Consider the following 20940-nt stretch of genomic DNA (forward strand, 5'->3'; position numbering starts at 1 on the left):
ACCAGTGATTCGCGACAAAATCACGACATTCAACCGGTAATTGAATTACTTCGCCATGAATTGTCGATGTAACCAATTACATACTTTGATCTCGTCCTGAAATCTCAGCGGAAGGATTATAATATTACCTCGCATATGCATTGGCCATGCTGCGAAAGGTGATGGACCACCGCGGCATTTCCATCTCGGCGATACTGTGCTCCCAGTCGTATCGAGCACCCCCGCTCATGTGATATCCTGCACGTGGTTCCAGAGGCCTTGAGGCCCGCGCGAAGCCTGCGCCGCGCCGTTGCCGGAAGCGCATGGTCGCGGGCTCTCCGAGCGATATGCCGATGATGTGCTCGTAGACCGGGCGATCCCTGTGCCAGCCGATGCCGGCACCGGGATCGTACCGGATCAACAAGGCCTGGATCAGCAGTAGGGGAGCAAGGCCGGCAAAATGCGCTGCACGGTCGCGAAACGGCGGCAGCCAGTCCGGGATCGACGGCGCTTCCATGGGCTTGGCCGCCTCGAAGTCATAGCACCACCCGAACGATGCCGTGAGCCGTCTTCCAGTCCAGCCCTGAAAGCGAAACGGCGTCAAATGACTCTCGTCGATCTTGCGGATGAGCCTCGCCGCTATCGTTCCCCTCGGTCATTTCCCCTGCTCCGGGGCGTTTGCAGTGGGTCCACCCGGGCCCGGAACGTCAGCCATGCGGCCCCGTTCCCCAACCGCTCCCGGCGAGAATGTCTTTGGGATTCTTCAGGTCCAGCAGCGTGCGAAGCGCTGCACGTTTGTCGCCGGCCTTGTCATAGAAAGCCCTGGCGATCCGATAGCCCACCCAGTACCCTAGATCGCCGGGCTGATCGGGGGTGCCCACGCCATTGTAAAGCCAGCCAGACAGGTCTGAGCTGTCGGCATCGGCCAGGAACCTCGCATCGATCTCATCGACGTGCCCCTGCGTCCACGACTGCAGGTGTACATTGCTCACCTGACCCGAGATCAGCTCGGCGACGAGCTCGGCAGTTCCTTCGATGAGCGATTGGCGCAGGACAGTGGTCGGCGCATTCTCATCATCGAGCGCTGGGTCCTGCTCGATGTGCCCGTATTCGTGCGCGATCAGGTGGAACAGGCGGTCCGAGGGATCGGGCTGCAACCACGATGCCCTACATGCGACCTCAAGCCCGATAAGCACACCTGACTTTCCGGTCGTCCCTCCACTGTTGTTCCCCCCGACAAGGATCGTGACGGGCGGGAAGGTGGCTTGCGGATCGAGACGGGCGAGCGTGCGAAACGCCGTCTGGAGCTTGCCGGACACCTGTGGCAGCACGGTCATACATGTTCGAGCCTCGTCGTAGACGGCACGGTTCTGCTGAATGACCTTCGCCAGCGAGGACCCGGAGATGATCCGGTTCGGTACAAACTGACGAACCCCGTCACTGCCGGCCTCGATGTAATCTTGCTGGAGCACCCGGGCCGAAGGAGCGCCGCGGGCCTCGTCATAAACCCGGTAGAAGCGCGCTACGTCCTCGATGCGGATCTGGGCGAGGTCTTGCGCCTGCACCGGCACGATGAAGGCCAAGACCCCTGCTGCGCTCGCGGCCACAAGACCCAGACGTTTGCGCACCATTTACCCCCCTTAAGCTTCGATCCGCGGCAGCGTAACAGGTCGGGCGCGCGTTGCCAGAGGGGTTGTGCCGGCACCCGCCCGACGCGACCGGCACCGGAATGCGGGAGCCGAACGCGCAGGAGAGCCCCCCACGCGCGCAGGCGCTACGGCCTTGCTGCGGCGCTGCTCGCGCGGCAAGAGGGCAGCCATGCTTGAAGACGACGCCCTGGCAGCCGAACGCACCCGGCCACGACTGACCTGCCGCCATCTCGCCGAAATGGCCCCGTTCATCCCGCCCAGCCTTTCGAGGCGTCGGGGACAGGCGCGAGCATCACGCCCTCTGTGCCCCACACGAACATGTTCCATCTCAAGCTTGATGGCGAGCCGGAGTGCTGGCTGGCATCGCGCGACCGCGTGGCGCGAGAGACGGGCATCTGGCTGTTCGGCAACCTGCGACAATCGCAGGACCCCGCGGCATGCGAGGTCGAGATTTCGATAGGCTCATCCGCGCTTACGCTGCGCAATGAGGAGATTGTGAGGGCCGTCGATCTATTGTTCTGAGAGGCGTGTGCCCGACCAGGCGCTGGCCCGCGCAACGCAACGCTCCCGGCGTGCGGCGCATGATCGATTTTCGAGAGATCGCGCGCAGACATGTGCGGGCGCGCATCCCTCTCACCCTGTTAAAAATAGCGGTATTCCGCATAAAATACTCGATCAATGCGGCTTTTCGCTTGTCATGTCTTCGAAACTGAACTAGCGGTATTACGCATTCAATCGACAGGAATAGCGGCATTCCGCATGATTTATCAGCCATTCCCCATGCTGGGCCAGCAATTGCGCAAGTGGCGCAAAGCCCGCTCGCTGACCCAGCCAGCCCTTGCGCGGCGACTGGGCAGGGATCCCGCCCGGATCTCGGAACTGGAGCGCGATCTGCTTGGATCGCGGTGGGGCCGTGACCGGCTGACGTTGCTGGCCGAAGCCTGTGATGCGCTGAGCGTCGTCCCGGTTCTGGTGCCGCGCGATCAGGTGGACAAGGTGCTGGAGACGGTCGCAGGCACCGCGGGCACGGGCCACCGCGCAAGGCCCGTGACCACCGCCTTCGACGACCTGTTCATCGACCTTGGGAGCGAACACGGCAATGAGTCGGATGGCGAGCCGGGTGACGAACCGGCGAAGGACGGCACTGACTGATGGCCAAGATACCTGCCGTCATGGGCGTGCATCTGCTCGATGCGTCGCGCGGCCCGACGCGGGTCGGGACCCTTACCCGCGATGGCGACGGGGGTGTCTCGTTCGTCGTTGCCGAGACCTACCTTCAGGACGAACAGCGACCTGTCCTGAGCCTGGGCTGGTTCGATCCTTCTTCGGCCGAGGGCACGCGCGACAGGCTTGCAGCGCGCACCCAAAAGGTGGCGATCAACGGTTTCCTGCCGCCGTGGTTCTCCGGCCTGCTCCCTGAAGGGGCGCTGCACGAGATGGTGCTGGGTGAGATGGGCCCCGGGGATCATGACCAGTTCGATGTGCTCACCAGGCTGGGCGCCGACCTGCCCGGCGCCGTCCTGGTGACGCCCGAGACGGAATTTCCCGCCTCGGCCGGGCCGGCCGAAATGGTCGACACACGCGGATTTCAGGCGCCCCTGCCCAGCGGGCTCGTCAAGTTCTCGCTGGCGGGCGTGCAGCTCAAGTTCACCGCCAACCTTCATGACGAACGCCTGACGGTGCCCGGGCGCGGAGAAAGCGGGCGGTGCATCATCAAAGTCGCGAGCGAGCGGTACGCCGGCCTGCCCGAGGCGGAGCATGCTGGCATGCTGCTTGCGCGCTCACTGGGCGTGAACACCGCCGATTGCCGGCTGGTCTCGCGCGACGTCGTCGAGGGGATACCCGAGGAGATGCTGGAGCACGGCGACCAGATCCTGGTCGTCGAGCGCTTCGACCGCTCGAGCGACGGCAACCGCATCCACATCGAGGACACCGCGCAGATCCTGGGCGCTGCGGGAGAGCGCAAGTATACCATGGGTACGAGCGAGACGGTGATCAACGCCGTACGGCGCTTCAGCACCGACAACCGCAGCGACATCCTGGAGGCGGTACGGCGCATTGTCGCCGACGTGCTTCTGGGCAATGGCGACAACCACCTCAAAAACTGGTCTTTCCGTTTTCCGGCGCCCGGGCAGATCCGCCTTTCACCGGCTTACGACATCGTGCCCACGGTTCTGTTCATGCCGGGCGACACGATGGCGCTGCAATTCATCGGCACCCGCAGCTTCGAGACCGTCAACCTGCACCGCTTCGAACGGGTCGCCAGGTTCCTGGATCTCGATCCGCGATGGATGACGCGCGAGGTACGGAATATCGTAGTCAAGGCGCTGGACACCTGGCCTGCCCTGATGCCCGAGTTGCTGCCCCGCGAGCGCGCGAGCGCCCTGCTGTTGCGCCTTGAGGGCCTGCGCATCGTCCAGGAAGCGCGCGGCTGAACCGATCCTCGCACTCCTCGCTGCCCACTGCCCCGCCCCGCAATGCCCCAAGGAGAAGGCCATGATCGACTTTCGGGAGAATGCGCGCAAACAGCTGCAGCGCGCAAAGGACGAGCTTGCGAGCGCTCAAGGGAAAAGCAGTCACCCAGACCACAACACGTACGACCTACAGCCTTCCGGATTCGACAGTAAACCCGGCGCACATGCTCTCCGACCTGGTCGCCGGCGGTGCGGCGAGCGCTATGCCCCCCGGCAGCGATGAAACGCTGGTAAGCGGAACGCGGCGTTTCACATTGCCGACTTCAGACCTTACGCCCAGCGGGTTCGAGGAACTCATTAGCCCGCTGGCGCCGGAAGATCCCTCATATCTGCCGATCACCACCAACGCTGCCCGCACGTTTCAGGTGGACGCCGGCGTCACTTCAGGCCGGATAAACCTTCTGGTCGACACAGGTTCCGCCAGCTTTGAAGGTTCGAGCGGTGCCGGTGTAGTTGAAATCTGGCAAAACGGGGTGCGTGTCGCCGCATCGGGAGCGGACTATGTCCGCAGCAGCGAGGCGGTCGCCCCCGGAACGCCCGAGGCCGGGCCATTCATTCTCAGCTTCGATTATGATCCCGCGAATGGCCAGGACATTGAAATCCGTGTGCCTGCCGGTAACGCCGGCCTCGCGATCGAAGGGCTGCAGCTCCAGGATCCTGACCTTGCGATCCCCGAGCCTGTAGAGCGCTGGAAAAGCGCAATTGCGTATGAGACGTCTGCAGCATTCGATCCTCCCCTCGCCTCGGCGGACCCGGAACAGGTGGCTGCGGCCAGGGACGATCCGTTTGGCGAACGGGCATTGCCCGAAGGGGTCGTCGCCGAGTTTGCACTCGATCCCGGCCCAGTGGCAGCACACATCGACATCGCGTTCGACGCCTACGAACGAGCGGACACCACGGAAATATGGCAGGGCGGGATCCGGCTTGCCGCCACGGGTCAGCCGGCGGAAGCGCAAGGTGCGCAAGTCGGCGAAGGTGCGGCTCGCAGCGGCCTCAGTGTCCTGAGCTTCGACTATGACCCCGCGCGCGGCCCGCTAACGGTCACGGTCAACAATAGCGGGCATGACGCCTCGAGCGCCTGGGCGGTGGGTGCGATTTCGATGCGATCCTACGGTTCTTCGCCCGCATCGACCGGCGATGTCGTCAAGATCGCCGCGGGCACACAAACCACCGGACGAGGGAATGTGCGATACGACTTTGCAACCGATACGCGAGGCGGCACCGAACGCATTGTATCGCGCGATCTCAGCCTCAGATCACTCGGCCTCGATCCTATCGATTGGGAAGACCCTGACGGCTTGGCGCAGAAAGTCGCAAGCGCCAGTGGCACCGTAGGTTCCGCATTGCGCTATTTTGGAGCCCACTCGGGGTCCCTTGAGGTGCGCCAACATACCCAGACCATCGGCATTGACATCGCCACCGAGGCGCTCGGCAACCTGGTGGATGCGGACATGTCGGTTCAGTCGGCTCAAATTGCCGCGCTCCGATTGCGCCAGCAACTCGCGGCGCAAACGCTCGCCATCACCAATCAGCAGCCGGAGTTCTTGCTGGCACTGTTCCGGACATGATCCGCGGCTGAGGGTTGCAGAGGATCTTTTGGCCTACGTACTTACAATGCCGATGCAGGGAGCTGTGAAAATTGCGTCCTCACACCCAATCCGCCATTTTGGCTGACCTTCACATCACGCGTGATGACGAGACAATGGCCCGGGCCATCTATCCGGTATTGATGGATGTCATTCGTCGCCGAGCGAGCATCGATCTGGCAAACCTGGCCCTCGTTGTGCGCGAACGTTGTCCCGAGCCCGAGCATCCGATTTATCGGCTGAGACCTGACGATCTGTCCAGGCCGCTGCTGGTCCTGCGCGCCTTCACCTCACCACGTGGGTACCCCGATATGACGTGTGTGGTGGTTCAAGGCACAGCGCCCCTGACCGCCGAAGATTACGCGGACCCGACGCGGGCGGCCGCTCGCGCGTTTACTTTTGACTGGCCATCCGTGGAAGAGCAGCTTGCACTGCAATGCGACAAGTGGCGCCGAGATTTCGAGGGCAGAGCATAATCAACGCGATGAGGCTATCCGCCGTCAGCGGCCTTGGCACAGATCAGGAGTTGAGATTTCAGGAGGGTTTGGACTTCCTCGTAGTGACAAAGGAACGCATATGAAGCCCAATCGCTTGTTGCGAAAATTGCCAACCAAGGTCTCTGCCGAAGCGGCGGTGAACGGCGCCGGCCGGCAGACGAGGCGGTTTTTCTCTGCAGGCTACAAGTTCGGCATCGTGCTCGAAGGACTGCGTAGCGTGGATAGGGTAGCGGGGTTTTAGCGGCGTGAAGGCAGTGTGCATATGCACGGATTTGTTCCTGCTGATCGACCAGCACCACATGCCCGACTTTCCAATGTTCGACACCGCAAAGCTGCACTGCAATGCCGCCATTGCTCTGGCGGCGCGCGCAGCCTGCGCCTAGTGACAGCGCGGCTATGCCCGCATCGCCGCCACTAGTATTTCCGAAAGACAGCCATGATCGCGTCCCTCATCACCTATTCGGCAGCGCTGGGCATTGCCGCCGCAATTCCGGGCCCAGGGGTCGCGGCGGTCGTGGGCCAGTCTATGGGCAATGGGCTGAAGGCGGCCCTGTTCCTGCTTGGCGGGATCATTCTGGGCGATCTGACCTACCTTACCGTCGCGGTCGCCGGACTTGCCGGTATCGCCAAGGCCTTCTCGGGCGCCTTCCTGGTCATCAAGGTTCTGGGCGGCTGCTATCTTGCCTACATCGCCTGGAAAATGTGGACCAGTACGGGCGGTATCGTTCAGGCGCGCGCAAAGGAAAGCCCGAGCGGCCTTGGCTCGTTTCTCAGCGGATATTCGCTGACGCTGGGCAACCCCAAGACCATCGTGTTCTACCTTGCCCTTTTGCCCACGGTTCTGGATCTCGGCGCGGTCGGTCGGACTGGCGCAATGGGCTGCGCTGGCATGCGTCACGGCATTGACGCTGGTGGTCACGCTGGCGCCTTACGCAATCCTGGCGCATCGCGCCCGCAGCGTGATCGCCCGGCCATCGGCGCTGCAACGCATCACGCGTGCCGCAGCCGCCATCATCGGATCAACCGGCGTGATCGTCTTGGGCCAGGCCGCACGGGAACTCTCGCGCCGCACCTGACCCGCGACCAGGAAGTCATTTCGAATTAGGATACCATGTTGAACTGCCAAAAAATTCGCATCCTGGCTGCGGCATCAATCACGGCGATGCTCGTTCCGAACAGCAGCCTTGCAGCCGGTCCGGCGGCACAGCCGGACTTCTTCGGCGCCGCCCTATGCGAACCCGCCTACAGCTTCGGGCTTGCTACGCAGCTTTATGAGGAAGCCGAAAAGCTCGGTCGGCCCGACACGTCAGTATTGGGTGCGATCTATGCCCTGCCCACGCCCATCGAGCGCGAAGGCCTCACAGCCCGGGCCGCTGTGTTCGCTGGCACCTCCATCGGTGTGCTGCTGGACGGCGAAGTCGCTGAACAGGCAGCGCAGCGCTATCATCTGGTCCGGGAAAACAACCACCTGCTGGGCGCATCGAAACGCGGATTTTCCCGTGAATTGCCCGATGACCGGCAGGCCATGAAAGACCTCGGGATTATCTCGATCGTGGCACGGGAAAGCGGCGCCCTTCATCGTAAAACCTTGCTGGCCTGCGAATTCGTTTCGCACGAAGACCGGAAGGCTCTGCAAAGCCTAGAGGTGGAGAAAGGACGCTAATCTCGCGAAAAGAGGCATGACCAGATCGACGCGATGGTGCGAACCCGCTTCCACAACAACGGTCGGATCTGGGCCCCCGTGAAGCGCATCTATGCACCTTCTGCGGTGGTGGCGGAGGCCGCCAGCAAACTGGCGGCCATGCTGACGGCTTCGTGCTGGGCATCGGCTTGGGCCGGGCGTGACCATGGGGCGAGACGGCCACTATGGCCGCCCCGAGGTCATGGCCTCTGCGAGGCGGCCGGCGTCGACTATGTGTTTGTTCTGCCCACCAACGCTGCGCTGCGCGCTGATCCGGTCATCGTCGTGAGCGCCGACGCCTGCGCGGTCAAGCGCGCCCAGGAAGGCCGGGTGGTTTTGCGCAATTATGCCGGGACCCGTTAGGGTGCGAAGAGCTGGAAATGTCAGCGCCGCGTCGCCGTCCCGATCGAGGCAAGCACGCTCAGGATGGACATCCGCTACGTCGTTACTTCGCTGACCAAGAGCTCGGCCGAGCACATCTACGACACGCTCTACTGCGCCCGGGACCAGGCCGAGAATCTGATCAAGCGGCACAAGGCCCAGCTCGCCAGCGATCGCACTTCGTGCCGCTCGGCCAACGCCAACGAGATGCGGCTGATCCTGCATACTGCCGCCTACTGGGTGCTGTCGCCCATCCAGCAGGCCATCCCCAAGGCCACCGCGCTCGCCACCGCCGAGTTCGCAACGCTACGCCTGCCCCGATGAAACCGTGTTCAAAGACATCGCTACCAGCCTTCCGACTGCCCCCACATAGCCACCGCGGCCGTGCCGCCCAAAGCCCGAAACCTTACCCGTCAGCTTCGAAAAGCCCCCTGATCCCGCCGCGCTGAAAAGCGCACGTGGAGGCGCTCGCCCTGATCACTCGCTCAAAAGCAGATCGCGACCGAACAAGCCTGGCGGTGCTATCCTCAAGAATAGGACAAGCTAAACGTAAACGGTCTGTGAGCGGTTCAGTCAACGAATCCGGCCCGGCATCCGGAGATGCCATGGGTAGCTTGCCGTGGTTGTCCGCATACCTACTCATATGCAAGCCTCTGGGGTGACGCTCATCGGGCAGTTGCACATTGACCCCAAGACGACCGGTTCTGTCGCGCATTGGGGGTCGCTGCTTAAGGTACGCACGGATGCACGACGGTAGTGCGGGCGTACTTCAATCAGCGATTAGGCCAATCATCTGAACGATGGCGTACAAGAGATAGCTCGAAGCTGGAGTGCTGAAACAGCTGAGCTATGCGTCGCTGTTTAAGGTATGGTATGCCCGTTGATGCGTTGTTGACGCAGTGATGCCGATAGCAGATTCTCCAATGGAGAACGGCGCTAACCTGCTTGAAATCAGGCAGGCTTCGGCCATTTTTCTACATATCGCTTCCAGCGGTCCTTGAGCTGGTCGCCCTCCAGACTGTCAATCTCGTTTCCGAGAAGTTTCCTGAAAGCATCGGCCATGACCGTCACGGAGTTGTTTGATCCAAAGTCCCTTCCGATGCGATACAGCTCGGGCTCTGCGAATTCCAGTGCACCACTTTTGGGAAAGCGTATAGCTGGGCCGGACATAACCGGCTTGGGCTTATCGGAACTGTGCAACCTCAGCAGGCCTGCGTCCTCAGGCGCTGCCTGCGCCAGCTTCCTGGCGCCCCTCTTCTCCCCCTGGATAAGCAGCATACCCTTAGTCGGCTTCTCAGCGTAACGCAGGCGGATGATGAGATCGCTCATATCGACCGAGTGACGCGCCTGCTGGTAGACACCAGAGACCTCGTCCCAGGCAGCACGCACGGACTGACGGAATTTCGTCATCGTGCTCGATTGATTCCCCAAATGCTTGGCAAGGTCAGCCCAGTTGAGGCGCACCTCTGTCCCCTGAGGTATGCGTGGAAGCCGATATGCGAGCCAGGTGTAGAGATCGAGCTTCGTGGCACTGTCCTTCAGTGCGACGATCGCCCGTTCATTGAAAGGAACCGAATGCTTCAGCAGCTCTCCATAGAACTCTTCTGACAAGACAAAGTGCGAGACAAAGGTCCCCTCCCCCGTTCTGAGACCCGCGTACCGATTGACGATCCGCATGTCATTGACTGCAAACGCACGCATCTGCTCGCTCGGAACCTTCTCCCCCTTCTTCCCTTTGCCGGCGGGTGGAGCGCTTTCGTCCCAGCGGATTGTCCATTGGCAATTGAGGATTCGATCGATTTGATCCTGAACGCTGGTGCGTGTGCCACGTTTGCCGCCAGAGGAAGTGTTCGTGATCCCCATGCGCCGCAGCCAGCTTGAAAAGGAGCTCCCCAGATAGATTTCCCGGGTTCGCGTGCGCACTGCTTCGGTCATGATATAGATCATGATCAGCCGCGCATGGCGACCATACGGTACCCCTCTGTTCACCGCTACGAATTCACCATTCGGTCCTATGGGCTCCTGCCGCTCCATAGGCTGAATGATAAGCGAGATGTTCCCGTCACGCCTGATAACCGGCGCACTCTGGTCCTTGGGCGCCTTCACTGGAAGGGACATGGCGCAAAGTGCCGAGTGCATGAAGTTTGGAAGCGATTCTTCTTCCATCACATAATGGACGGCGTCGAAAATCCGCTTTGCGTCTGGCGTGTCGGCCAGTGCCCTCACATCGGCAACTGGACTGTGCTTCAAGGCCTCGACAAACTGTGCTCCCAGTGGAAGCATGATCTGAGCATCGCTCTCGCCTGTTTTGCGCCTTGCCACAGAATCACCCTTGGGAATCACCGATCGATGCCCCGATTTTGCCGAAATGCCGGTTAAACGCAAGCTGTTGGCGGTTTTTTAGCCGGGATACCTCCGAAAGTGCCAATGGGTCGCTGATAAAGGTACGCTGCGAAAATTCCATTAAGCTTTTTTTTTTGGAAACCCCGATCGCGTCTAACCGGAGGAAGGTATCTCCCAAAGGGAGTAGGATTCGGTAGTAGGTTAGATCGCATACTTTAAACAGCGCTCGATCGTACCTTTTCCAGCGTATGTTCGTACCTTTTCCAGCGTTCCTTCATACCTTCGTCAGCGATGGTACAATTTTATCCACAGCCCCTGACTCTCCTCAAATGCCGGCAGCATCCCGATTTGCGGTTTTGACGATGAAGCTAACCAGAAACCGCCAATGGATCGCTGTTTACGGTATTCTCGAAAGCGGGATTGAGGAGTGGACCCCCATCGCGAGGTTTGAGTACCGGAAGAGATTTTGTTTGCGCCAATCATCCGGCACCGACCACGAAACCGTACCGTAATCAGCGATGACGTTTGACCTGAAGCTTGCTGGATTTTCCACTTCCGAAGCGGAAAAGTGACAAATGGTCGCTGTTTTCGGTATCTTTGAAACGGAGAAAATGGCCCATGTCTTGGGAATGAACGACAGTTCTAGATTTTCGTTGTCGAAATTCGCGATAGAACCTAAAGAAAATCGACAACGAGGCCGTGCGCCTCGATAATCCGAGAGTCACAAGAGGACAAGCATGGCGTCCCTTTCCCCTGATTTGGGCAGCACAACCAAAGAGTTGATCACCCGGTATTATCACATGGCGAGCATGGTGCTGAGCAAGCTCCAGGAGCGCAACATTCAGCACAACCCACCCCGCAGCGGGCCGACGTTCACAATTTCACAGGCCGCCAGCCTTGTCGGTCGTTCCGCATCGGCGATCCGGATCGCTGAGGCAGAGGGTCGTCTCCCACATCAAGAGCGCAATATGACCGGGCGCCGGAAGGGCTATACGCTCAAGGACCTCGACACGATGCGCCAAGTCTTCGACACGCGTCCTTGGCGCGAGGAGACCGATCCGCCGGCAATCATAGCATGCCAGAACTTCAAAGGCGGCGTCGGCAAGTCGACAATTGCCGTGCATATGGCGCAGTATCTTGCGATACATGGCTATCGCGTGCTGTTGATCGATGCTGATGCGCAGGCATCTGCGACAATGCAGTTCGGATATATTCCGGACAAGGATCTCGACGAACTCGACAGCATTTACGCCCTGCTGCAGGGCAAGCCTGAGAGGGGCATCGCCCAGATCATTCGGAAAACCCACTTCCATAATCTTGATCTGATACCGGCTAATCTCAAGCTCTATAACGCGGAATATGAAGTTGCTGCCCGCATCGGTGTCCACGGCTTCAACGTGCTCACGACCCTTGCGCGCGACATCCATAAGGTGGCAGGCAACTACGATGTCATCGTGATGGATCCCCCGCCGGCGCTCGGCATGGTTTCGCTCTCGGTTATGTACGCTGCGAACGCGCTGCTCATCCCGGTTCCGCCCAGCATTGTCGATTTCGCCTCAACGACTGCGTTTTTGGGCATGCTTGAAGAGACGATGGGCGCACTGGGTGAGCACGATATCCAGCCGGAGTATGGGTTCGTGGGAATGGTGATTTCCAAGAGCGAGGCGAACATCGAGTCTCAAAGGCAGATTGTAGACATCACCAATACGGTGTTCGGACGCAGTGTATTTTCGCAGGAGCTTCGGAGCTCTGCGGAGTTCAACAATGCCGCCAGCCAGTTGAAGACGGTCTTCGACCTGACGTCTTCAACGACGAACCACGCGGTCAGAACCCGCTGCCTCAATCAGCTCAACCAGCTTGGCTGGGAGCTTGAGGAAAACATCAAGAAACTTTGGCCATCGAGACATGGGCTCGACTGAAGCTCGCCGCCTCAATCGCTCTCATCTTGCCCCGGCCACTGTGCCGGGGTTTGCTTTTGCGGCCTGGAAGGGTTGAATGGTTGAAATGCCGCGTCCCCGCGCGTCTGCCGTGCAAGCGGAGGAGAAGGGGAGGGGGGCATTCACGGTTCGGATTGTCCCACGAATTTCGATCGACATTGCTGCCCGACATCTGGGCTCACGTTAGTTGACGGCAAGGTCATTGGCGCAGCGTCTAAACTTGGAGGCTTAGGACCTGAAGCAACAGTCATTCTCCAATGGAGAATGACGATCCGCAACCGATGCCTGGAGCTCACGCCAAGCTCGCAGCAACGAATTTCCGGGATGTCCCGTGCCGTTCTCCATTGGAGAACGGAAGACCTATCGGGTCACTCAAGGATCGCGCGGCACGCAAAGCCGCGAGATCTGCGTCAAGTGGCAATGTCTTGCGCGCGCTCTACCGCGCTCTCTCCAATGGAGAATGTGTGCTGTTAATAGCAGCTATGGCGCAAGGGTGGAAGCGAGTGTGCGAATGCGCGCGGTCGCTATCGGTGGTTTCGTGGCGCCCAAGCGGAGACGAGGAAGTCATTCTCCAATGGAGAAGGGCACCAAAGTGCGCCTGTCCGTAGGCCGCAATCACAACCATCTGAGAAAATATTCTGGACATTGCTGGCAGGGCTCCTGCGCGAACGGAGTGTAAGCCGGCAGAGCAGCTTTCCCGTATAACTTAGGTGCTTCATCGCTGACGCGTCGGCTTCGCGATTATGATTGCGAGAAGTCTCGCGGTGCCAAACTGTGATCGACCGGCGGCAGGTGCTGCGAAACTACGAGCGCATAAAAGGCGGAAGAGAGCCGGCCCGCTGCTTCCGTCGAGAGGGCAGGGCGAAGGATAGGGTCACCCTCGTCTCTCAAGTGTCACCACTTGAGCGCATTTGAATGTTGTCTGCGTAACGCTGGAGGGTGGGCCGCTACCGGAGATTACAATGAAGGTCTCCACATCCGCGGCGATCGCCCGGGCGGGCGAGGCATGAACGAATTACATGGTTCAACCCGGTTCACAGCATCGACGCCGACGCCGGGTGCTTCGTCGGGACCGAATTGCGCGGTGCGACTGTTAGGGGCGCAGGAGGGATTTGGGTACAGGGCAGGGGGCGGCCTTGCGCTTATGGAATCTCATCCGATAAACTCCCCATGGCCGGCAAGAGCGAGATTCGTTCGTTGTATTTCTGCCGGGGCATGTGAAGGGAATTGACGTTATGGCGCGCAAACCGGGTTTTGGGGCTTCTATTGCCTCGGAGGTCGTTGAGGCGTTTGGCCACGGCGATGCACCTTCCCTTCCGACAGGCGATGTACTGGTCAGTCGCGGCAAGGCGCTGAGCAAACTCGGTGCTGACGTGCAGTATGAGCAGTACGAATGGGTGGATCCCGTGCTCTGCAAACCGTCGAACCAGAATGCTCGACGCTATGACGAGCTTACCTACGAGGATTGCGAGGAACTGATTCAGTCGATCCGGTCCGAAGGGCGGCAGCGGATGCCGGCAATCGTTCGCCGCACGGAGGATCCTGCAGCGCCATACGAGATTGTTGCAGGTTCGCGCAGGCACTTTGCCATCAGCTGGCTTCGAGCGAATAACTATCCCGACTTCAAATACCTGATTGATGTTCAGCCCCTCGACGACGAGGCGGCGTTTCGGCTGAGCGATCTGGAGAACAGAGCGCGCGCCGATGTCTCTGATCTCGAGCGAGCACGAAGCTACCAGATGGCACTTCGCTCTCACTACAAGAGCGATACCGCAGCGATGGCTGAGCGCCTAGGCGTGGCGCGTGCCACGATCTACCGCTACACGGCGCTTGCCGACCTGGATCAAGTCTTTGTTTCCGCCTTTGGTGATCCGAAGTCGGTGACAGTCTCTCATCCGCGCGCCATCGCTTCGATCATCAAGGAAGGGGGAGAAGTCGCACAGCGGGTACGCGACGAGGCCATCCGGCTCGCCGGCCTGCAAGCGTTGCGTCTCAACGAGGGGGTATCGCTTATGGCACCAGCTGAGGTGATTGCGGCGTTCAGGAATGCTGCCAGGCCGCCAAAGCCTTCCGTGATCGAGAATACCACCTTCACCATTGGTGCAGCCGATGGCGGGGAAATCCTCACGTACACCAAGGCATCGAGGAAAAAAGGAATGACGATCACGTTGCCGCCAAAGTTAAGCGCCGGTCGATCGGAGGTGGAGGCAGCGTTCCAACTCTTACTCGACGAGTTGTTTGGTGCGCCCGAAGCCTGACAGCCGGAGTTCCGGAACAAAGCGGGAATTAGCTCTATAATCAATTTTGGGCTCGCTGGAGCGAGGTGGCGCCTATTAGGGTGGTACGGGTCATCTCAAGGCAGTTTACGCAGCGTAAGCCCGGTTTCCGGGGAGGCTTTTTGTGATGGGATTTGCAGCCAATTTCACTGGCGATGTCATTCGAACTCGTTTTCAGCGCTTGTATCGAGGTCTGAGCAAGTGCCGCGCCTTTTCCGGCAGCACCCAAGTGCTGCTGGATCCGCGACTTCATACGGCGAAACGGATTTACTGGACCTTCATCCGCTTCGATCGCGATAGCGGCTCTGGCTTCTCTCGCGGTGGTAACTGAGGGCCGGGGCGTTGAAGCAGGCGGCATGCTCCGCGAGTTTTGGTGTCATCGACCGCGCATAGAACTTCCGGGTTGCAGACAATTTGGCGAGTGCGATCTGGATGATCTTCCTGCCCACCAAGCAGCGATCGTGGTTTTAATGACGTGGAGCCTTGCTGAGGCGAATTTACGGCTGCTTTGTGAACGGCGGGCGGGACCTGTGGCCGGTAAGGAATAAAGGAACTGCGAAAATCGTTGTCCGCGTCGTTGTGATCGCTATAGGCAGCGGCAGGGCGATGAAGCGAACGCGATCACGTACCTCACCGCCCACTTGCGAACCTCGACGCCCGATACGACGGAGATTGGGCGGCGGTCCTGTGCGTAAAGGAAACTCAAAGGCTCGGGCTTGTTCGGCTGTAGGCAAGCGGCAAGCGCTCTGCTTCTGCCACGGCGGAAGCCTTCGTCGGGAAGGGCCCAACGTCGTTCTTGACGTTATCGGGCAGCCAGACCGGCAGAAACCACCATCCACCGGAGCGATAACTGACGGCACTACGCACAGAGCCCATGCCGTCGGCCAGAAACCAGCCTAGGTCGATGCCGTCGCGTATCCACAGCGGGGCAGGGTAGTGCATGAGTTCCTCGAAAGTGTTAGCTGATCTGGGCTTGGCCGACCAATGATACCATGCGCCGCAGATGATGCTGGCGCCCGGGCATCCCACGAATGCGATGCGCCGGCCCCGCGCCGTGGAAGCCCGCAGGAATCGCGGAATTTATACCACACGCTAAGTGAAAACGAGATAAATATACATCGAGCTATATTGCATCATCATCCACATGCGATAATTGCAGTTATTGCAGAACCATTGTCGCGTCGATAGGATGGCTGCAGTCCAGCGGTGTGTTGAAAAACCGGCGGTTTTGCGCGGATTGCGAAAAAGCGTGGAAAGCAAACGAATGAGCGTGCACCAGCCAAACCCCGTCTCAGATACCGAAACATCTGCGTCTTCCGGGCACGCCAGCCTTCTCGGTGCGGCGGGTCGCCATGATGGAACAGGGGCGGGCGGCGCCTTGGTGCCGCTGATCACGTCGCTCCGGACGGCGGAGCAGGTTGTTGTGGATGCGGGTTTGCTCGAAGCGTTCCAGGCGGCGGCTTCGAAACATACGCTCGCAGCGCTGCGTTCAGACCTGTCCGCTTTCGATCTGTGGTGCCGCCAGCATCGCCGCATCACCGTGCCGGCACGATCGGAGGACGTCGCGGACTATCTCAAGGGCCGGGCCGGGCAGGGGGCCCGCCCGGCCTCGCTGGCGCGCTACAAGGCGTCGATCGCGCGGCTGCACCAGCTGCTTGGCCTCATCGATCCCACAACGGCTCCGCTGGTCAAGCTGACGCTGGCGGCGATCCGCAAGGAGAAGGGGGTGGCCCAGCGCCAGGCGGCGCCGCTGCGATTCAAGGGACCTGTCTCGGACATCGAACGCGACCTGGCAAGGGGTCTCAATCTTCGTGCGCTGCTGGAAAGCTGGGATGTGGACCTCGTGGGTCTGCGCGATCGCGCCCTCCTCAGTCTGGCCTACGACACAGGGCTCAGGGCCAGCGAACTGGTCGCCGTCGAAGTCGGGCACATCCTCCCGGCCATCGACGCCGATGCGCGGCTGCTTGCGATCCCGCGCAGCAAGAGCGATAGCGAAGGGGAGGGGGCTACCGCTTTCCTCAGCCCTCGCACCGTGCGTGCGGTGAAAGCGTGGTTGGACGCGGCCGAGATCAGCGAGGGCGCACTGTTCCGGCGGGTCTTCGTGCGCCGTTACAAGGCGAGGGCCCGCGTACCCGGCCGAGACCTGACGACGCTGTCCGGGCGCGAGGCGTATGATTGGCGCAAGGCCTTGCCCAAGCCTGCCGTGGCGGCGCGTACGGAATACAGTATCGGCGATACCGCGCTTCACCCCGGCTCGATTGGGCCGATCTGGCGCGCGATCATCCGGCGAGCGTTTGAGAAGGGGGCCTTGCCTGATCTGACCCGCGACGATCTTGAGCACTGGCTGAAGCGCATCAGCGGGCACTCCACGCGGGTTGGCCTCAATCAGGACCTTTTCGCGAGTGGTGAGGATCTCGCAGGCATCATGGACGCGCTGCGCTGGAAGAGCCCGCGCATGCCCCTTGCTTACAATCGCAACCTCGCTGCTGAAAATGGCGCGGCCGGACGGCTGATGAAGAAGCTGGGCTGAGCGCTTAGCAAGCCATAAGGCCCCCGGCGCCCTTCAGAGAGCGCCGAGCCTTGCGTCAGGCCTGGGTCCGCGTGGGTTCGACAATACCGCTAGGCCGTGCGCGCGGCAGCTTTTCCGCCTTCTGGCCGTCGGCATGTTTCTTGGCGGCGTACGCGCCTGCGGCCGCGGCGATCAGCGTGAGCGGACTGAGCCGACGTAGCAGGATCGGCGCTGCGGCACCCAGAAGTGCACCGCCCGTTCCATTGAGGCCTCGCACGTGCTTCGACGCCTGGGTTCCGGCGATCGCTCCGATAATCTTGCCAATCATGCGATTGTCTCCTTCGCCAGGATCAAAGGCAGACGTCCGAAATTGTTCCTGATATTTGGGCTCGCCGATCGCGCAAGGCGAGCCCAGGGTTCAGGCGGAGGGGCCGCCCGGCGTTGCTTCTTTCGCGTCCTGAAGGGCTGCGGCGATCATCGCCGCGAGTGTCTCCTCGGCGCGGGCGCGAAGGGAGTCATCCTTGGATTCGAGATCGTGGCGAACCCACTGCGGCGCGCGCTCGATCACGGCAAGGATGGTGGAAGTCAGCAAGGTCGTCATCGCCTGCCTATGAACGCGCGGCGCGGGATGTGTCCAGCTTGTAGAAGCTCGCGGCTTTTCGCCGCCCAAAAATCGGAAAGCACTGCCGGGCGACGATCAATAGCGCAGCTACGCTTTACCGCTAATCAGAGCCGGCGAGCGCCAAGGCACATTCAGGGGAGGGGTGTGGATAACTTGGAGTATAACCAGCGCAAAATGGGTGGGGAATTGGCGGATACGCGGGGGATTGCTCGATGTTCATCGGTGTTGGGTTTTGCTGCGACACCCAAGTCTCCGGCATGACCATCTTTGCGTGAACGGCACGGACGATCTGAACGCCGAAAAGGCTTCGAAAGAGCACGAGCGCCCATGTCCTCGGGAACGGGGTGGCGCGAAGCCTGTTTGAGAGGAGACGCATGCGGGCCTGACGGGCAAGCGGCGACGCGTGTGAAGTTGTTCAGGCCCTGGGGGCAGCGCAAATGACCGAATGGATCACCGGCATTGTCGAGAAGCTGGGGTACTGGGCCATAGCCCTGCTCATGCTGCTCGAGAATGTCTTTCCCCCGATACCCTCCGAGGTCATCATGCCGCTCGCTGGCTATACGGCGGCCGATGGCGGTCTCAACCTCGCGCTTGTCATTCTTTCCGGCACGCTTGGGACGGTTGCGGGCGCCGCCTTCTGGTGGTGGTTGGCAGGCAAGTACGGTGAGCGGAGACTGAAGGCCCTCGCGGATCGCCACGGCCGCTGGCTGACGTTGTCAGCCGATGAAATAGATCGCATCGATGACTGGTTCGATCGCCATGGCTCCTGGGCTATTCCTCTCGCGCATGTCGTGCCGGGGCTACGTACGTTGATCTCGATCCCGGCTGGCATGTTCGGCACCCGCTTCGCCCGGTTCATCGTCCTGACCACATCGGGATCGGCGGTCTGGAACAGTCTCCTGGCTGGAGCGGGATACCTTCTGGGGAAGCAGTTCTCAGCGGTTGATCGGTACCTAGGGCCTGCGGGCCTCGGGATCATGGGGGCAGTCCTGCTGTACTACATCTACCGCGTCATCACCTTCAGGCCGAGCACGAAAAATGCTTGAGGACGACATCTCCACCACCCTCATGAGGCTTGGGCTTGCGACGATTCTGGGCCTCGCTCTGGGCTTCGAACGCGAGCGCCGGGGCCACGATGCGGGCTTACGCACGCATGGACTTGTCGCGCTGAGCTCGGGAATGCTGACCTTGTCGGCGCTGGAACTCGTGGAACACCATCCAGAAGGCGACCCTGTTCGCGTCATACAGGGGCTCGCCCAGGCCATCGGCTTTATTGCCGGCGGGCTCATTTTTGTGCGCGGCGGAGATGTGCGCAATATGACCACGGCGGCAAGCTTGTGGATGGCGGCCGCTGTGGGCATCACTGCCGGGGCTGGGCAGTATATTCTCGTGCTGGCCGGTACCGCGCTCGCTCTTCTGCTGCTCGTCGCCGCGTCCCTCGTCGAACGGTGCCTTCCGCAGGAGGACGAAACCCCGGATAACCCGAAACCCACGCAAATGCCGAACCGGCGCGGCGCAGTTGTTCCGCCTACTCCTTCCGATCAGCCGCAGGAAAACGACGATTAGGCTTAGACGGAAGGCCTCAAAGACCTTGGAGAGCCCGAGCGTAATGCGGCTGCTCAAGCGATACACACAGCCTGCCTCATTCTGGTCAAATCGTTAATTCTGGATCTGTATGATCGTCTGATGGAGAGACGGACCCCATCCCCCCGCGCGCGATCCCAAGCCACCGTTTTTGCAAGGGCGGCCGATCAGTTGCTGCCGGAGGCCGTCTATCGCGATCTCGTGGCACCTCTTTTTGCCATGGCAACGCCCATACTGGGATTTGGCATTCTCTACGCGGTCGTTGGAATACTGGTCTTCGTCAGTTGGCACAGCCGAGCAGTCCTCGCGCTGGTTGTGTGCTCCAGCATTGTCACCGCCATCCGCCTTCTGATCATTCGCGGGTATCACAGGGCAGGGGGAATGACCCAGGAGGTGTCTGCGCTTCGACGATGGGAGAAGCGCTACACGTGGGCAACATGTGCCTGTGCCGGCCTGATCGCGAGCCTCAATCTGGTGGCGCTCGGAGCGCCTCATCCACTCGTCCATCTGGCCACCGTCAGCCTGATCTTCACCTTTGGCGCCGGGATCGTATCGCGCAATGCGGGCCGACCCCGGCTCTGTCTGCTTGGCCAGACGATCACAGTTGTTCCAGTCTCGCTGGGAATGCTCGTGCATGCGACGCGGATCGGTGCTTCTACCGTCACCGGGCAGTTCTTCATACTTGAGGCCATTCTGCTTCTCGTCGTGGCCGCGATGAGCATCGAATCCGTCCGACATCTTTATCAATCGGCGCTCGAGCATCTGACGACCAAGCATGACCTTGGAAACCTGGCGCGATACGATCCACTCACCGGCCTCGCCAATCGGTTGCTGGTGCGCGAATGCTTTCTGAGACAGGCGCAATCGTGCCGGGTCGATCGCCAGATCGCCATTCACTATCTCGATCTGGACGGGTTCAAGGCGGTCAATGACCAGTTCGGCCATCCCATCGGAGACAGGCTGCTGGTCCAGGTCGCCGGGCGATTGGCGGCTACGGTAAGAGGTGATGATGTCGTCGGCCGACTGGGCGGCGATGAATTTGTCGTGCTTCAGCCTGACGTTCTTCATGCGGACCAGGCGGAGCTTCTTGCGCGCCGGATTATCCGCCAACTCTCCGACAGCTACCACATCGACGATACGGAGATGCAGATTTCCGCCAGCGTCGGGATTTCACTTGCGCCGGTTCATGGTCTCGACCTCGACAGGCTTCTGCAATGTGCCGATGCCGCGCTGTACCGTTCCAAGAGGAAGGGCAAAGCGCAGGTGCATTTCTGCGATGACCCGGTGCCGGGCGACCGGGGAAGGGTGGTTGCGTAGGCCCTCGGATTGAGCGACAGACCTTGGATCCCCCCATCAAGACGTTCCGTCCGCCAAATTCAGGATTCTTGGGCACATTCTGACTTGCAAGATGTTAGTCCGAGC

The 20940-nt window shown here is 60.7% G+C and carries 21 protein-coding genes and 1 pseudogene; 16 read left to right on the forward strand and 6 right to left on the reverse strand.

What is annotated here, in order from left to right:
- Positions 1 to 124: 124 nt before the first annotated feature.
- Together HWN72_RS27225 and HWN72_RS27230 are read right to left on the reverse strand one after the other, a co-directional pair.
- On the reverse strand, positions 125 to 496 hold the full coding sequence (locus tag HWN72_RS27225; RefSeq protein ID WP_309141594.1) for an alpha-ketoglutarate-dependent dioxygenase AlkB: 372 nt from the start codon (positions 494 to 496) through the stop codon (positions 125 to 127).
- Between the two features lie 190 nt (positions 497 to 686).
- Positions 687 to 1610, reverse strand: a complete 924-nt coding sequence (locus HWN72_RS27230) for a DUF2268 domain-containing putative Zn-dependent protease (protein WP_008829510.1) — start codon at positions 1608 to 1610, stop codon at positions 687 to 689.
- Between the two features lie 336 nt (positions 1611 to 1946).
- Here HWN72_RS27230 and HWN72_RS27235 point away from each other — a divergent pair, with 336 nt between their 5' ends.
- The 9 genes and pseudogenes from HWN72_RS27235 to HWN72_RS27275 form a co-directional block, all read left to right on the forward strand.
- Entirely contained in the window at positions 1947 to 2150 is a 204-nt protein-coding gene (locus tag HWN72_RS27235; protein WP_008829509.1) for a hypothetical protein, read from the forward strand.
- A 258-nt stretch (positions 2151 to 2408) separates the two neighbouring features.
- On the forward strand, positions 2409 to 2780 hold the full coding sequence (locus HWN72_RS27240; protein ID WP_248006376.1) for a helix-turn-helix domain-containing protein: 372 nt from the start codon (positions 2409 to 2411) through the stop codon (positions 2778 to 2780).
- Positions 2780 to 4063 (forward strand): type II toxin-antitoxin system HipA family toxin, encoded by a 1284-nt coding sequence (locus HWN72_RS27245; protein ID WP_008829507.1) that lies wholly within the window; start codon positions 2780 to 2782, stop codon positions 4061 to 4063. Before HWN72_RS27240 ends, HWN72_RS27245 begins: the two co-directional genes overlap by 1 nt.
- Positions 4064 to 4266: 203 nt before the next feature.
- The gene (locus HWN72_RS27250) at positions 4267 to 5670 is read left to right on the forward strand and encodes a hypothetical protein (protein WP_008829506.1); all 1404 of its coding nucleotides are present in this window, start codon (positions 4267 to 4269) and stop codon (positions 5668 to 5670) included.
- A 71-nt stretch (positions 5671 to 5741) separates the two neighbouring features.
- A complete protein-coding gene (locus tag HWN72_RS27255) occupies positions 5742 to 6164 on the forward strand; it encodes a hypothetical protein (RefSeq protein ID WP_008829505.1) in 423 nt (140 codons plus the stop codon).
- A gap of 100 nt (positions 6165 to 6264) precedes the next feature.
- Entirely contained in the window at positions 6265 to 6426 is a 162-nt protein-coding gene (locus HWN72_RS27260; protein WP_156799967.1) for a hypothetical protein, read from the forward strand.
- Between the two features lie 195 nt (positions 6427 to 6621).
- Positions 6622 to 7290 carry a LysE family translocator gene (locus tag HWN72_RS27265; RefSeq protein ID WP_008829503.1) on the forward strand — a complete coding sequence of 223 codons (669 nt, stop codon included), beginning with the start codon at positions 6622 to 6624 and terminating at the stop codon, positions 7288 to 7290.
- A 6-nt stretch (positions 7291 to 7296) separates the two neighbouring features.
- Positions 7297 to 7848, forward strand: coding sequence for a hypothetical protein (locus tag HWN72_RS27270; RefSeq protein WP_069709702.1), 552 nt, complete (start codon positions 7297 to 7299; stop codon positions 7846 to 7848).
- Between the two features lie 178 nt (positions 7849 to 8026).
- Positions 8027 to 8562 (forward strand): annotated as a pseudogene (locus HWN72_RS27275) (transposase); the annotation flags it as partial.
- 636 nt (positions 8563 to 9198) lie between these two features.
- Here the strand turns inward: HWN72_RS27275 and HWN72_RS27280 are convergent.
- Positions 9199 to 10632: a replication protein RepA gene (locus HWN72_RS27280; protein WP_156799968.1), complete on the reverse strand. Its 1434-nt coding sequence runs from the start codon at positions 10630 to 10632 to the stop codon at positions 9199 to 9201.
- Between the two features lie 695 nt (positions 10633 to 11327).
- On the opposite strand from HWN72_RS27280, the gene HWN72_RS27285 reads away from it, so the two are divergent.
- From HWN72_RS27285 to HWN72_RS27295, 3 genes are all read left to right on the forward strand, one after another.
- The gene (locus HWN72_RS27285) at positions 11328 to 12509 is read left to right on the forward strand and encodes an AAA family ATPase (protein ID WP_276526999.1); all 1182 of its coding nucleotides are present in this window, start codon (positions 11328 to 11330) and stop codon (positions 12507 to 12509) included.
- 1253 nt (positions 12510 to 13762) lie between these two features.
- Positions 13763 to 14785, forward strand: coding sequence for a ParB/RepB/Spo0J family partition protein (locus HWN72_RS27290; RefSeq protein WP_008827838.1), 1023 nt, complete (start codon positions 13763 to 13765; stop codon positions 14783 to 14785).
- Between the two features lie 145 nt (positions 14786 to 14930).
- A complete protein-coding gene (locus HWN72_RS27295; protein ID WP_156799969.1) occupies positions 14931 to 15134 on the forward strand; it encodes a hypothetical protein in 204 nt (67 codons plus the stop codon).
- A 371-nt stretch (positions 15135 to 15505) separates the two neighbouring features.
- On the opposite strand, the gene HWN72_RS27300 is transcribed toward HWN72_RS27295, so the two are convergent.
- The gene (locus HWN72_RS27300) at positions 15506 to 15745 is read right to left on the reverse strand and encodes a hypothetical protein (protein ID WP_083274821.1); all 240 of its coding nucleotides are present in this window, start codon (positions 15743 to 15745) and stop codon (positions 15506 to 15508) included.
- Positions 15746 to 16067: 322 nt separating this feature from the next.
- Here HWN72_RS27300 and HWN72_RS27305 point away from each other — a divergent pair, with 322 nt between their 5' ends.
- Entirely contained in the window at positions 16068 to 17333 is a 1266-nt protein-coding gene (locus tag HWN72_RS27305) for a tyrosine-type recombinase/integrase (RefSeq protein WP_211151885.1), read from the forward strand.
- A gap of 55 nt (positions 17334 to 17388) precedes the next feature.
- On the opposite strand, the gene HWN72_RS27310 is transcribed toward HWN72_RS27305, so the two are convergent.
- Complete coding sequence (locus tag HWN72_RS27310; protein WP_211151886.1) at positions 17389 to 17640, reverse strand: hypothetical protein; 252 nt, start codon at positions 17638 to 17640, stop codon at positions 17389 to 17391.
- Between the two features lie 90 nt (positions 17641 to 17730).
- A complete protein-coding gene (locus tag HWN72_RS27315) occupies positions 17731 to 17913 on the reverse strand; it encodes a DUF6771 family protein (RefSeq protein ID WP_211151887.1) in 183 nt (60 codons plus the stop codon).
- 458 nt (positions 17914 to 18371) lie between these two features.
- Between HWN72_RS27315 and HWN72_RS27320 the strand changes: the two genes are divergently transcribed.
- The 3 genes from HWN72_RS27320 (at position 18372) to HWN72_RS27330 (ending at position 20835) form a co-directional block, all read left to right on the forward strand.
- Positions 18372 to 18980, forward strand: coding sequence for a DedA family protein (locus tag HWN72_RS27320; RefSeq protein ID WP_211151888.1), 609 nt, complete (start codon positions 18372 to 18374; stop codon positions 18978 to 18980).
- Complete coding sequence (locus HWN72_RS27325; protein ID WP_211151889.1) at positions 18973 to 19500, forward strand: MgtC/SapB family protein; 528 nt, start codon at positions 18973 to 18975, stop codon at positions 19498 to 19500. The genes HWN72_RS27320 and HWN72_RS27325 overlap by 8 nt, the downstream gene beginning before the upstream one ends.
- Before the next feature lie 189 nt (positions 19501 to 19689).
- Positions 19690 to 20835 (forward strand): GGDEF domain-containing protein, encoded by a 1146-nt coding sequence (locus HWN72_RS27330; protein WP_248006377.1) that lies wholly within the window; start codon positions 19690 to 19692, stop codon positions 20833 to 20835.
- Positions 20836 to 20940: the final 105 nt, after the last annotated feature.

It is taken from the genome of Novosphingobium sp. HR1a (genome assembly GCF_015594425.1).
Taxonomy (GTDB): Bacteria; Pseudomonadota; Alphaproteobacteria; order Sphingomonadales; family Sphingomonadaceae; genus Novosphingobium; species Novosphingobium resinovorum_A.

Excerpts from the sequence above, each read along its gene's own strand:
- HWN72_RS27225 (WP_309141594.1), bottom strand. The coding sequence starts at position 496 with ATGGAAGCGCCGTCGATCCCGGACTGGCTGCCGCCGTTTCGCGACCGT.
- HWN72_RS27230 (WP_008829510.1), bottom strand. The coding sequence starts at position 1,610 with ATGGTGCGCAAACGTCTGGGTCTTGTGGCCGCGAGCGCAGCAGGGGTC.
- HWN72_RS27235 (WP_008829509.1), top strand. The coding sequence starts at position 1,947 with ATGTTCCATCTCAAGCTTGATGGCGAGCCGGAGTGCTGGCTGGCATCG.
- HWN72_RS27240 (WP_248006376.1), top strand. The coding sequence starts at position 2,409 with ATGCTGGGCCAGCAATTGCGCAAGTGGCGCAAAGCCCGCTCGCTGACC.
- HWN72_RS27245 (WP_008829507.1), top strand. The coding sequence starts at position 2,780 with ATGGCCAAGATACCTGCCGTCATGGGCGTGCATCTGCTCGATGCGTCG.
- HWN72_RS27250 (WP_008829506.1), top strand. The coding sequence starts at position 4,267 with ATGCTCTCCGACCTGGTCGCCGGCGGTGCGGCGAGCGCTATGCCCCCC.
- HWN72_RS27260 (WP_156799967.1), top strand. The coding sequence starts at position 6,265 with ATGAAGCCCAATCGCTTGTTGCGAAAATTGCCAACCAAGGTCTCTGCC.
- HWN72_RS27265 (WP_008829503.1), top strand. The coding sequence starts at position 6,622 with ATGATCGCGTCCCTCATCACCTATTCGGCAGCGCTGGGCATTGCCGCC.
- HWN72_RS27270 (WP_069709702.1), top strand. The coding sequence starts at position 7,297 with ATGTTGAACTGCCAAAAAATTCGCATCCTGGCTGCGGCATCAATCACG.
- HWN72_RS27285 (WP_276526999.1), top strand. The coding sequence starts at position 11,328 with ATGGCGTCCCTTTCCCCTGATTTGGGCAGCACAACCAAAGAGTTGATC.
- HWN72_RS27290 (WP_008827838.1), top strand. The coding sequence starts at position 13,763 with ATGGCGCGCAAACCGGGTTTTGGGGCTTCTATTGCCTCGGAGGTCGTT.
- HWN72_RS27295 (WP_156799969.1), top strand. The coding sequence starts at position 14,931 with ATGGGATTTGCAGCCAATTTCACTGGCGATGTCATTCGAACTCGTTTT.
- HWN72_RS27300 (WP_083274821.1), bottom strand. The coding sequence starts at position 15,745 with ATGCACTACCCTGCCCCGCTGTGGATACGCGACGGCATCGACCTAGGC.
- HWN72_RS27305 (WP_211151885.1), top strand. The coding sequence starts at position 16,068 with ATGAGCGTGCACCAGCCAAACCCCGTCTCAGATACCGAAACATCTGCG.
- HWN72_RS27310 (WP_211151886.1), bottom strand. The coding sequence starts at position 17,640 with ATGATTGGCAAGATTATCGGAGCGATCGCCGGAACCCAGGCGTCGAAG.
- HWN72_RS27315 (WP_211151887.1), bottom strand. The coding sequence starts at position 17,913 with ATGACGACCTTGCTGACTTCCACCATCCTTGCCGTGATCGAGCGCGCG.
- HWN72_RS27320 (WP_211151888.1), top strand. The coding sequence starts at position 18,372 with ATGACCGAATGGATCACCGGCATTGTCGAGAAGCTGGGGTACTGGGCC.
- HWN72_RS27325 (WP_211151889.1), top strand. The coding sequence starts at position 18,973 with ATGCTTGAGGACGACATCTCCACCACCCTCATGAGGCTTGGGCTTGCG.